The organism is Sulfurospirillum sp. (assembly GCF_036802865.1).
Lineage (GTDB): Bacteria > Campylobacterota > Campylobacteria > Campylobacterales > Sulfurospirillaceae > Sulfurospirillum.
On record NZ_DAIRVK010000003.1, the window covers coordinates 228,251 to 240,574 of the forward strand.

The 12,324-nt window shown below is 40.4% G+C and carries 9 protein-coding genes and 1 pseudogene; 5 read left to right on the forward strand and 5 right to left on the reverse strand.

Annotation, left to right across the window (positions count from 1 at the left end):
• Window positions 1–24: 24 nt before the first annotated feature.
• From pstA to V7Q04_RS08900, 4 genes and pseudogenes are all read right to left on the reverse strand, one after another.
• Window positions 25–1,197: a phosphate ABC transporter permease PstA gene (gene pstA / locus V7Q04_RS08885; protein WP_333804643.1), complete on the reverse strand. Its 1,173-nt coding sequence runs from the start codon at window positions 1,195–1,197 to the stop codon at window positions 25–27.
• A 9-nt stretch (window positions 1,198–1,206) separates the two neighbouring features.
• Window positions 1,207–2,124: a phosphate ABC transporter permease subunit PstC gene (pstC, locus tag V7Q04_RS08890; protein ID WP_333804712.1), complete on the reverse strand. Its 918-nt coding sequence runs from the start codon at window positions 2,122–2,124 to the stop codon at window positions 1,207–1,209.
• Window positions 2,125–2,295: 171 nt separating this feature from the next.
• Window positions 2,296–2,412: pseudogene (locus V7Q04_RS08895) on the reverse strand (phosphate ABC transporter permease family protein); the annotation flags it as partial.
• Window positions 2,413–2,620: 208 nt separating this feature from the next.
• A complete protein-coding gene (locus V7Q04_RS08900) occupies window positions 2,621–3,661 on the reverse strand; it encodes a PstS family phosphate ABC transporter substrate-binding protein (protein ID WP_333804644.1) in 1,041 nt (346 codons plus the stop codon).
• A 164-nt stretch (window positions 3,662–3,825) separates the two neighbouring features.
• On the opposite strand from V7Q04_RS08900, the gene V7Q04_RS08905 reads away from it, so the two are divergent.
• The 4 genes from V7Q04_RS08905 to V7Q04_RS08920 all read left to right on the forward strand — a co-directional run bounded on the left by V7Q04_RS08905 (window position 3,826) and on the right by V7Q04_RS08920 (window position 9,749).
• The gene (locus V7Q04_RS08905; RefSeq protein ID WP_333804645.1) at window positions 3,826–5,427 is read left to right on the forward strand and encodes a methyl-accepting chemotaxis protein; all 1,602 of its coding nucleotides are present in this window, start codon (window positions 3,826–3,828) and stop codon (window positions 5,425–5,427) included.
• A gap of 172 nt (window positions 5,428–5,599) precedes the next feature.
• Entirely contained in the window at window positions 5,600–7,201 is a 1,602-nt protein-coding gene (locus V7Q04_RS08910; RefSeq protein ID WP_333804646.1) for a methyl-accepting chemotaxis protein, read from the forward strand.
• Window positions 7,202–7,210: 9 nt separating this feature from the next.
• Window positions 7,211–7,987 (forward strand): dioxygenase family protein, encoded by a 777-nt coding sequence (locus V7Q04_RS08915; RefSeq protein ID WP_333804647.1) that lies wholly within the window; start codon window positions 7,211–7,213, stop codon window positions 7,985–7,987.
• A 157-nt stretch (window positions 7,988–8,144) separates the two neighbouring features.
• Entirely contained in the window at window positions 8,145–9,749 is a 1,605-nt protein-coding gene (locus V7Q04_RS08920) for a methyl-accepting chemotaxis protein (RefSeq protein WP_333804648.1), read from the forward strand.
• A 41-nt stretch (window positions 9,750–9,790) separates the two neighbouring features.
• Here V7Q04_RS08920 and V7Q04_RS08925 read toward each other — a convergent pair whose 3' ends face one another.
• Window positions 9,791–11,506: a lysophospholipid acyltransferase family protein gene (locus V7Q04_RS08925; RefSeq protein WP_333804649.1), complete on the reverse strand. Its 1,716-nt coding sequence runs from the start codon at window positions 11,504–11,506 to the stop codon at window positions 9,791–9,793.
• A 136-nt stretch (window positions 11,507–11,642) separates the two neighbouring features.
• Between V7Q04_RS08925 and V7Q04_RS08930 the strand changes: the two genes are divergently transcribed.
• Window positions 11,643–12,311 (forward strand): phosphate signaling complex PhoU family protein, encoded by a 669-nt coding sequence (locus V7Q04_RS08930; RefSeq protein ID WP_333804650.1) that lies wholly within the window; start codon window positions 11,643–11,645, stop codon window positions 12,309–12,311.
• Window positions 12,312–12,324 lie beyond the last annotated feature (13 nt).

The window sequence follows — 12,324 nt, forward strand, 5'->3', positions numbered from 1 at the left end:
GAATAAAACCATTTTCCATATCTGTTACCACTTTCTTTCAAATTTTTTTCGTAAATAAATTGCTACCGCATTTAGAGAAAGCAAAAGCGCAAGCAGGACAATAATCGCTGCGGCTGTTCGCTCTAAATAGGCTTTTTCAGGCATTCCAGCCCACGTAAAGATTTGTGCCGGAAGCACGGTTGCCGAGTCTGTAAAGCTGGTCGCGGCATCTGGTACAAACGCGATCATTCCTACAATAATCAAAGGTGCCGTCTCACCAATCGCACGGGCTATGGAGATGATAGAACCTGTCAAAATTCCAGGCATCGCAACCGGTAAAACATGATCGCGTACGATTTGCCACTTGGTAAGCCCCAGTCCAAATCCCGCTTGACGAATACTCGCAGGAACAGATTTGAGTGCCGCTTTGGAGCTTACGATTATAACAGGTAAACTCATCAATGCCAATGTTATACCACCCACCAAAGGTGAGCTTCGTGGTACACCAAAGAAGTTAATAAAAATTGCCAATCCTAACAGACCAAAAAGAATGGAAGGAATAGCCGCTAGGTTGTTGATGTTCACCTCAATAATATGGGTAAATTTATTTTCAGGCGCAAACTCTTCAAGGTAAATAGCGGTCATAACGCCAATAGGAAACGCAATGGAGATGGTCACAATCATCGTCATAAGACTACCGACAATCGCTGAGTAAATACCTGAATTTTCAGGTATTTTAGAGTCACCTTCAGTTAAAAAGCGACCATTGAACTGTAGTTCAATCTTACCCTCTTTTTTAAGTTCATCTACAAAGTTTCTATCACGTTCTGACGTACGAGACTCTTTGCCTTTTAAGTATTGATCGACTTCAGAATTGGCAAGTGCCCAAAACTCTTGTTTGGTATTCATCCATGCTGGATTCGCTTTGATAAGAAGTGGAAGGTCTCTTAACCATGCACGGCTGACGATTTTAAGCTGTTTGCCATTGACTGCACCGTAAGGATTTTCTATCATATCTTCGGTAATTTGAACTTCAATTTTGACTTTTGTTTGCATAAAAGCAGGATACCCCGCACGTACAATGTCCACCAAAAAGAAAAGAAGAAATGAGATAGAAAAGATAATGGCAAAAATAGTAAGGTACTTAAAAATAGCCGCTTTCTGGTTTCGTCTCTTGATTTGAGGAATGTAAAAATAGTTATCGGTTGTCTCTTTCACGGCTGTCCTTTAGAGTGTTGAAACTTTGTATTTTCTGTGGAAACTTCGGATGGTATTGACCGAAATAATATTAATCACTAAGGTTACGACAAAAAGTACAAAACCAAGTGCAAATGCTGAAAGCGTAAGCGGGTTGTTAAACTCTTGATCACCTGTGAGTGATTCGACGATTTTAACGGTAACCGTTGTCATATCTTCCAGTGGATTCCATGTTAAGTTTGGTCTAAGACCTGCTGCCATGACCACGATCATCGTCTCACCAAGGGCGCGAGAAACCGCTAGTAAAATCGAAGCAATAATACCTGGCATCGCTGAGGGTAAAACAACAAAGCGGATGGTTTCTGCTTTATTCATACCCAAGGCATACGCACCATTACGCATATTCTGTGGTACGGAGCTAATCACGTCATCGGAAAGTGATGAAATAAAAGGAATAATCATAACACCCATGATAATACCGCATGAAAGCGCGTTTTGGTACTGTGCTTCAATGCCAAAGAGTGCAAAAAACTTTACGATAGCAGGCGCAATGGTAAGTGCGGCAAAAAAGCCATAAACAACGGTGGGAATGCCCGCTAAGATCTCTAAAAAAGGCTTAACTTGAGATCTTAATTTTGGCGTTGCGTACTCTGACATAAAGATTGCAGACATAAGCCCCACAGGAACGGCTAAGATCATCGCCATCATCGTGATGTAAAATGTTCCTGCAAAAATGGGCACAGCGCCAAATTTTGCTTGAGCAGATCCAGCATCAGAACGTCCAGCACCTTCTAAGAATGCAGTATCGGGAGACCATTCTGTTCCAAATAAAAAGTAACTCACACTTTGTGTTTGAAAGAAATGTAGCGCTTCAAAAATGATGGAGAGTAAAATACCAAAGGTTGTCATCACTGAAACCAAAGAGGCAAACAGCAACATTCCCTTGATGAAATTTTCAACCGAATCACGCGCTCTTGTTTTTGGCTCAACCTGTCTGAAAAAAAGCCATAACGATACAGCGCCTACACTTAACGCTCCTCCTACCAGTAAAAAAGGAGGAATAGCATTGATGCCAAAAAGATATAAAAATACTCCCACAAACCCAATCGTAATGATAGGAAGCCCTGTGTAGAGTGCGACAAACCAACCGTATTGGTCGGGTTGAGAATGCATTTTAATACCTTTAGAGCGAATAGCAACAGCACGTGTTTTACCGATGATATAACCTATAAACATCAAAGGGAAAAGTCCACCAAAAAAGATAAGATAGAGAGTTTGAGTGCTCACCAGAGTCCTTTAAAAAAAATAGAAAAATGACCAATGCATATTCCCTGCACCAAAGGTACATGGGCTCACTGCCGAAGTGAACCCAGTGTTAATGTAGCTTTTAGAGCTTTGCTTTAAAAGCGTGTTGAGAGTTCTTACAAGAACCCTCTGTATTGCATTAAGGAAGAATGGTGTTTTTCTTAACCATATCTTCGGTTAGTTTTGTTTTTGCTAAAACTGCCGCTTGAACTTTTTTAAGATCTTCATCTGTCATTGGAACTAAACCAATGGTTTTAAGAACACCTTTTGAACCGATCATTTTTGCATCAACATACAATTTCATAAACTCGTCCATACCTTTAACTTGAGCACGGTGAGAGTTTTTTGCGTACATGTAAAGACTTCTTGCAATTGGATATTTTGCAGAAGAGATCGTGTCAAATGTTGGCTCGATTCCGTCAATTAAAGCACCGTTGATTTTGTCTTGATTCTCTTCTAAAAAGCTATAACCAAAAATACCAAACGCCGCAGTATCTTTAGTCAGTTTTTGAACGATCAAGTTGTCATTCTCACCAGCGGGAACATACACACCGTCTTGACGAATGGCTTTATACTTACCTTTTTTGTCACCATACGCATCAAATTTGGTTGAGCTGTGCTCCATAACCATCTCTTCAAATGAATCTCTTGTACCTGATGTGGTTGGAGGACCATAAACCGTAATTTTTCTATTTGGAAGCGCTGCATCGATCTCATTCCATGTTTTGTATGGGTTTTTAATCAATGTTTTTCCGTCTTTACTTGGAACTTCTTCAGCCAACGCTAAAAACATCTGTTCGCGTGTAAAGTTAACTTTTCCATTGGTTTTTGATTGTGCAAATGCGATACCATCAAAACCGACCATCATACCGGTAATATCAGTAACACCGTTATCCGCACATGTTTTAAACTCAACCGCTTTCATAGGACGTGAAGCATTTGTAAAATCAGGAGTATCAAGACCATCGCCTGCGCAAAAGAGTTTCATACCGCCACCTGTTCCTGTTGATTCAACGACAGGTGTTTTGTTACCTGTCACTGATTTAAACTCTTCAGCAACATAACTTGTAAAAGGATACACTGTGGATGATCCAACAATTTTGATCTGATCTCTCGCAACCGCAGTCGCACTTAAAGCAGCAACACTTAAAAGCGCTATTGCGCATGTTTTGATAGTCATTTGTTTACTCCATTTCTAAAATTTGGTAGTGTCATTTTAGAAGAATTTGATTACAACTTGGTTACGATGAGAGCTTCCATTGAGGAAGTAAAAATCTTACTATTACTAACTAAATGCTATAATTTCTCTTGTTTTAATATTACTAAAGTTAGAAGGATTTCTAAATGTTACAAACCATACGCGCTAAACTGTTTTTTCTACTTATCATCGTTCTTGCAGGTATTTTATGCCTAGGATATATCTTGGTATCCAATACGAATAATGCTCGTTTGATCGCTGACAAGATACAAACAACGGGTGAAATCGCAAAACACGCTTCCGAACTTTTGGTACATGCCAGAGGATTTCAAATCTCAAATAAACAACAATCTATCGATAGTTATAACAAATCCCAAAAAGAACTTATGGAGCATGTGAAAGAGCTAAAACCTTTAATTCAAAACAAAGAGAATTTGACACTGTTAAATGAATTAGAAGCGGCTGCGATCGAGCTTGAAAAAACAGCAGGACCGCGTTTTGACCTTATGAAAAAATACACAACAGCACTGACAACTCCCGAATTTCTTGCGACTGCAGATGGTAAAGCCTTTGATGAACTCACCAAAAGACGTGCGGTTGCTTATAAAACATTGGATGAAACATCTGGACACCTTTCAAAAGCTATTAATGAATACGAAGGTAAGGTATTAGAAAATGCAGAAATATTGGGTATTGTCATGGCAATACTTGTTGCGGGTGGCGCATTTGCTCTCTTTATTTTTGTTGCGAATCAAATCAGAACATCTATCAACACGGCAGCAAAAGAGTGTGACTATATTGGCATCAATAAAGATCTTCACCATAAAATTACAACATTTGGTAATGATGAAATTGCGCAGATGATGCAAACAGTAAATGCACTTCTTGCACAATTACGTAGTGCTATTGATGATGCTAAACGTACCGCTTTGGAAAATGCAGCGGTTGCGGAAGAGCTATCATCAACCTCGCTTCAAATCGGCAAGCGTACTGAAGATGCCGCCAAAGAAGTTGATGAAACTGTTCAAGCGACTCACATGGTTGCTACTATTTTGAAAACCAGCGAAGAGAGTTCCAACCATTCAGGAACGGTCATTCAAAATGTTGCAAATGAACTTGGCGATGCTTCCAAAGAAGTGCTTGCCGTCTCTTCTGATCTTCAAATGATTGTCGTTGGACAAACCGATCTTTCAAGTCGCCTTGAACACCTTGACCAAGAAGTGGCACAAGTACAACAAGTGCTTGGTGTTATCTCAGATATTGCAGAACAAACCAACCTTTTAGCCTTAAATGCGGCTATTGAAGCGGCACGCGCTGGTGAACATGGACGTGGGTTTGCTGTCGTTGCCGATGAAGTACGAAAACTCGCTGAACGCACTCAAAAAAGTCTTGTGGAAAGCAATGCTACCGTTGCGGTGATCGTTCAGTCTGTCAGTACAGCAACTGAGATTATGAAAAAAAGTGCAAGTGAGATTCAAGGACTAGGGCATCGTGCTGAAAACACCCAATCTTTAATGCTCAAAACGGTTGATAATATGAATGAAGCCAAAGACTTGGCGTTGGGCACCGCTAAAGATGCCCAAGCAGGCAGTGCTAAAGTAAATGAAGTACTCAGTCGTATCAATAACATTCATCAGCTCTCCACAACCAATGCTAGAAGTGTCGAAGAAATTGCCTCTGCGGCGGAACACCTCGCTAAACTTTCTGACAATCTAAGCCATGCACTGAATGCATTTAAAACAGCCTAACAATAGCTTCGTTAAAAATGACGCCTAGCCTACTATTGGCTAGGTTCTCCATCTCTTTTAGAAAAATTTGATTACGATTTACTTCTGTCATTCATATATTATCTCACATGAAATAGCAAAAATTGTTGATATAATAGGAAGCTATTGATATTTTACTTTTTAAGGACTCTGTATGTTATCCACCATTCGCGCCAAACTGATTTTTCTGTTGGTTGTTGTACTTTTAGGCACTGCCAGCCTTAGTTATCTCCTCATCTCCAATTCCATAAAAACAAAAGTGACTGTAAACGAAGTGCAAGCAGCAGATGATATTGCAAAACGTACCAATGAGCTTTTAGTACATGCAAGAGGACACCAAATTAGTTTTAATCCTAAAATGATGGAGAGTTACTATAAATCGCTGGATGCCCTTCTTCAGGATGTCAAAGAGCTAGAACCCGTTTTGTTAAATAAAGAAAATATTGCTCTTTTAACTCAAATTAAAAAAACTGCTCTTGAAACAAAACAAGCAAGTGACGAGCGTTTTCCAATCGTAAACAAATATAAAGAAACTATCAATAGTCCAGAATTTTTAACTACAGATGATGGCAAAAAATATACACTGGTCACAAACCAAGGACGCGAAAGTTTTGTAAAGCTTTTAGAAGCATCTGAGAAACTTTCTGATTCGATCGAAGCTTATGAAAACGACTTAGTAGATAGATCTATTCTTTTGGGTATCATCATGTCTGTAGGAATTTTTATTGCCGCCATTTTAGTTTTTTGGTTTGTTGCCAGTCAAATTAAACGCTCGATTGAATCAGCAACTAAAGAGTGCGAATACATTGGCAATACGAAAGATTTAAGTCATGGTGTTTCTATCCAAGGAAACGATGAAATCTCTCATATTATGCAAACGGTCAATAACCTCCTTAAACAACTCTGTCTTACCATTGATGATGCCAAGCGTACCGCTTTGGAAAACGCAGCTGTTGCAGAAGAACTCTCATCAACCTCACTTCAAATCGGCAAGCGTACGGAAGATGCGGCCAAAGAAGTGAATGAAACCGTACAGGCAACCAATGCCGTTGCCTCTATCTTAAAAACAAGCGAAGAGAGTTCAAACCATTCAGGAACGGTCATTCAAAATGTTGCTACAGAGCTCAATGATTCTTCCAAAGAAGTGCTTGCTGTCTCTTCTGATCTTCAAACGATTGTCGTTGGTCAAACCGATCTTTCAAGTCGCCTTGAACACCTTGACCAAGAAGTGGCACAAGTACAACAAGTCCTTGCGGTTATCTCAGACATTGCAGAACAAACCAACCTTTTAGCCCTAAATGCGGCTATTGAAGCGGCACGTGCAGGTGAGCATGGTCGTGGATTTGCTGTTGTTGCAGACGAAGTACGAAAACTAGCAGAGCGTACACAAAAAAGCCTTGTGGAAAGCAATGCTACCGTTGCCGTCATCGTCCAATCCGTCAGTACAGCAACCGATATTATGAAACGAAGTGCGGGTGAGATTCAAGCCCTTGGTGTTCGTGCTGAAAACACACAAACGCTTATGCTCAAAACGGTTGATAATATGACTGAAGCCAAAAAGCTTGCCATTGATACGGCAAAAGATGCACAAGCAGGCAGTGCCAAAGCAGATGAAGTACTCAATCGTATCAATAACATTCATCAACTCTCCACAACCAATGCAAGAAGTGTCGAAGAGATAGCCTCTGCGGCGGAGCACCTCTCTAAACTTTCTGACAATCTAAGCCATGCGCTTAATGCATTTAAAACAGCCTAAGGAGGGGTAATGTCAGAAATCATGCCTAGCCTCTTTTTGGGGCATGGCTCTCCCATGAATTTAATTTTGGAAAACAGTTTTACGGAAGCACTGGAAGCACTCTCACACGAGCTTCCTAGCCCCAAAGCCATCCTTGTTATTTCAGCACACTGGTACACCAACCAAACAGCTGTGAGCATGAGCTCAGGCATTGCGTACGAAACGCTGTACGATTTTTATGGTTTTCCTCCTGCTTTATATGAGTTAAGCTACGCATCACCTAGTAACAACACACTTTCAAAGCGTATTGCAGCCCTTTTAGATGCACCTCTGGTAGAGCGTGGACTTGACCATGGCGCATGGATGCCTTTGTACTATCTTTTCCCCAAAGCCAGTATTCCTGTTATCCAACTGAGTATCAACAAAAATTTACCCTTGATTGCACATGTCAAAATCGGTGAACAACTGCAAGTGCTCAGAGAAGAAGGTATTATGATCATCGGAAGTGGCAATCTCACGCATAATTTAGGTATGGTCGATTTTTACAATATCAATGCCCCTGCCGTAGCGTGGGCTAAAAATGTCGATACTTTCATCGATAAAGCCTTTACGTCTAACGATATAGAAAGCCTTATACGCATTGAAGAGCGATGCCCTGATTTTAAAATGGCACATCCAATCATTGACCATTATTTGCCGCTACTCTATATTGCAGGAACACGGCATGAAAAAGATGCCCTCACCAGCATCACACCTCTTTTTCAAAATGCCAGTCTTTCTATGAGAGGATTTATGCTTCAAAGCTAAAGGAATGTAAAAAAACCTTCAATCCAGCACACGTTCATTGAAGGTTTTTTTCCTGATATTACGCATTTTACTATGCCTATCTCACGCTAAATCTCACACACAACAACTACAATTTATGCTAATATATAAATTAAATATGAATTGTAAGGAATATTTTATGTTTAAGACAATCCGCTCAAAACTTGTGATGTTATTTCTCATCATTTTAACAGGAACTATCTGTTTAAGTTACCTTCTCATTTCAAATACTGCTAGTGCAGAAGTTGCCGTCAAAAAAGTTCAGGTCATTGAAAAAATCACACGTGACACGGCTGAGCTTTTGATGCAATCACGTGGCTATCAAATTACATTTGTGCCTGTATTTATGGAAAAGTCCATTGAGGCGGAGAGAACCCTTGCACGACACCTTAATGAATTGCAACCTTTACTCACCAGTGAACGAGACATCGCTCTTTTTAAAGAGATTAAAACAGGCGTTGATGCCTTTGCCGAATCGACCCTCCCTCGTTTTGAACTTCTCACAAAATACAAAAAAGCAACCGATACACCAGAGTTTTTAGCGACAGAGGATGGTAAAAAGTTTACTGTGCTGACCAATAAAGGAAGAGATGGGTTTATTATCATCTCTAAAAAAGCCGATGAACTTTCTAAAGCCATTGAAGAAGAAGAAAAAGCATCTTTAGCAAATGCTCGAATATTGGGTATTTCGCTTGCTTTGAGTGTACTCATTATCACCAATTTCTTCTTCTGGTTCGTAGCTTCACACATTAAAAAATCGTTAGAAATCGCGACCAAAGAGTGCCAATACATTGGTCAGAGCAAAGACTTAATGCATACCATAGAGACGCATGGTGAAGATGAGATTGCAACCATGATGCAAACGGTCAATGCTTTGCTCACCCAAATAAGCCAAACCATAGACGATGCTAAACGTACCGCTACGGAAAATGCAGCAGTTGCGGAGGAACTTTCATCGACATCCATGCAAATAGGAAAACGCACCGAAGAGACTGATCAAGAGGTTGATCATGCGGTCGAGACCACTAAAAGAGTTGCTACGATTTTACACGCCAGCGAAGAAAATGCGGGACATGCAGGCAGCGTGATGCAAAATGTGGCAAATGAGCTTAACAACGCTTCCTCCGAAGTCCTTGCTGTCTCCTCTAACCTTCAAACGGTCGTTGTCAATCAAACCGATCTCTCGGCTCGTTTAGAACAACTCAATCAAGAAGTCAATCAAGTACAACAAGTGCTTTCTGTCATTGCAGACATCGCTGAACAAACCAATCTTTTAGCCCTCAATGCCGCCATTGAAGCAGCCAGAGCGGGAGAGCATGGACGTGGTTTTGCTGTCGTTGCCGATGAAGTACGAAAGCTTGCTGAACGTACCCAAAAAAGCCTCGTGGAGAGTAACTCAACCGTAGCCGTCATCACCCAATCGGTGGCTACCTCTTCAGAACTTATGAAGAAAAATGCCAAAGAGATTCAATCGCTTGGAAACAGAGCAGAAAACACACAACAACTCATGCTTCAAACCGTCAACAATATGAATGAAACAGCTGCTATTGCAGAGGGTGCAGCCAAAGAGGCAAAAAATGGAAGTATCGAAGCCAATTCAATGTTAGAGCGTGTCCATACCATCCATAAACTCACCTCAACCAACGCACGAAGTGTCGAAGAGATCGCTAGTGCCGCAGAGCATCTCGCAAAACTCTCCACCACACTGAGCAACGCCCTCTCCGTCTTTAAAACAAACGCGTAACATACTACTACGGCTAAGCCCTATTTTAGGGCTTAGCGTGTTTATTCCCCTTTGATATACCGCGCTTTTTTCGCCTCTTTTATCTTCGTAATATCCACTAAAATAAAACTGTCAACACAATTCGCAAACTCTTTGTCAATGTTAAAGTCTAAAAAGCAGATGCCACCCTCTTCGCAAAGCTCGGTGTACTGTTTGTAAAGTGTTGGCACACTTAAGTCCATATGCGAGAGTTGTTCTTTGAGAGCGGTGAAATCCTCTTTATAGTCATCTCCTTTAAAAAATGCCTGCGCCTCTTCACGTTCGATCTTACTCATAAAAAAGCCATTTCGAGCACTCACTAATGTCTTGGGCGAGGTAAAATAAAGCGAGTAAAAAGTAATGATCAGATTTTTAGCAATCTTCGGATAAACATCACTCAAACTCACAGGTCCATACATATAGCGAATGTGGGGATTTTTAAACAGATACGCCCCAATACCTTGCCACAGATAATCAAGCGCCCGTGTCCCCCAATAACGCGGTTGCACAAAACTACGACCTAACTCGATGGAATTATGTAAATAAGGCTCAAAATCGGGGGTAAATTCAAAAAGTGTTTGCGAATAAAACCCATCTACTCCAAAATATTCGCTGACATAATTGGCTTCACCAATGCGGTATGCACCAACAACTTCAAGTTCTTCGTCATCCCACAGCACGATGTGTTTGTAGTGCTTATCAAACGCGTCCACATCTCGTTTTCCACCCGTTCCCTCTTCCACTTTGCGAAACGTAAACTCTCTTAAACGCCCTATCTCTTTCATTAAAATAGAACCACTCTCACACTCGTACAAGTAGATCTTTTTGCCATCATTGGTTTGTCCCAAAAGAGTCGATTTTTTAAGCTCAGCCCTTATGGCTTTACGCTCTTCAGGATGAGCAATCGCTGTTTGTGTCGCAAAAACTCCCTTTTTCCCTCGACTGATTTTGTAAAGGTGTTTCTTTAAAAGATTAATCAGTGTTGTATCGCTCAGTTCAGACTTCTGAAGCGTTTTAAAGGTAATCATCTCACCGATTTTAAAGCTAATGACTTTCGAGCGTTTTTTAAACATCTCGCTTGCAAGTAAAAACGTTGAGAGTTTTTTGTTAATCATCGAGAGTGTGTAAAAAAGAGGTGAATTTTTCGCATCAATAAAAACAGGAAGAATGGGAGAATTGCTCTTTTGTGCAAATTTCAAAAACCCTTTTTTCCACTTCGCATCCTTAATGCCAGTCGGATGCGCACGTGAAACTTCACCCGAAGGAAAGACGATCAACGCTTCGTCATTCTCCAGTGCATCGTAAACCTTTTTGATCGACTCTTTAGCGGTTGTACCACTCAGATTGTCAATCGGAATAAGAATACCACTGAGCGGTTCTATCTGCATGAGCACATCGTTTGCTAGGACTTTAACATCACTTCGTATCTCCTTGATGAGCGCAATAAGCGCTAACGCATCGAGTGCCCCCAAAGGATGGTTTGCAATGATGATAACACGACCGGAGGATGGAATGTTGGCTTTATCTTTATTGGAAACAGTGTATCCAAAATTAAAATACTCTAACACTGCCTCAACAAAATCAAACCCACGATACGCCTCTCCATGGACTAAAAAGTCGTTGATCTCATCTTGGTGCAATAGCTTCTTGAGCAGATAAACAACGAAATTTCTCACCATACTGGGATAATACACGATACTAGGGTACTTGAGACTTAACGTTTTTTCTACATCGACCATTGAATACTCCTTGGTACTTTTTTGGTAGATTATAAAAGGAGCTGATTACGATGTGGTAACGTTGGAGGCGTTTTTATGTTACCATATTGTAATGAATTAAAACTACAATAATGTCAAAATATTGTAAGGAAAACGTATGCTTCAAAAATATGAAGAGAGCCTCATCGAAATCAAAAAAATGCTTTTGGGGCTAGGTTCTGAAATCATTATGGCAAGTGAAAAAGCATTGAGTGGTATGGAAAGTTTAGATGTTTCCCGCTTTGAATCTGCTCGAACATTGCTCAAAAATATTGAAAACCAAGCCAATGCTATCGACAATGAAATCGTTGTAACACTTGCACTTTTTGGTCCTGAAGCGAAAGATCTTCGCAAAATGGTAGCATATTTAAAAATCACAAATGAGCTTGTCAAAATTGCTGAAAACATTCGTAGCTTTAGTAAACGCATGGCACTGCATCTTAAAGGTGATGTACCTTTTATCTCGCTGCATGAGTACTCATCACACCTGTGCAAAACTGCCTCTAAAGCCGTTACGTTATCGATAGGAACTATCGATATGGGTGACAAAGACACCCTTGAAGATGTTTACCGCAAAGTTAAAGTTGAAGAGAGTAAGAGTGATGATATTTATTCTATTTTGGAAAAAAACATCTTGAGCGATATGACAAAAACCATTGACCAATCGGCTGATTTTATTCAAATTTTAAGTACTATGCGTAAACTAGAGCGTATGGCAGATCGTAGTGTCAACATCGTTCAACTCATGATTTTTTCACGTGTTGGTGGAGAGATGAAAACGTATTAAATTCTATAAAAAA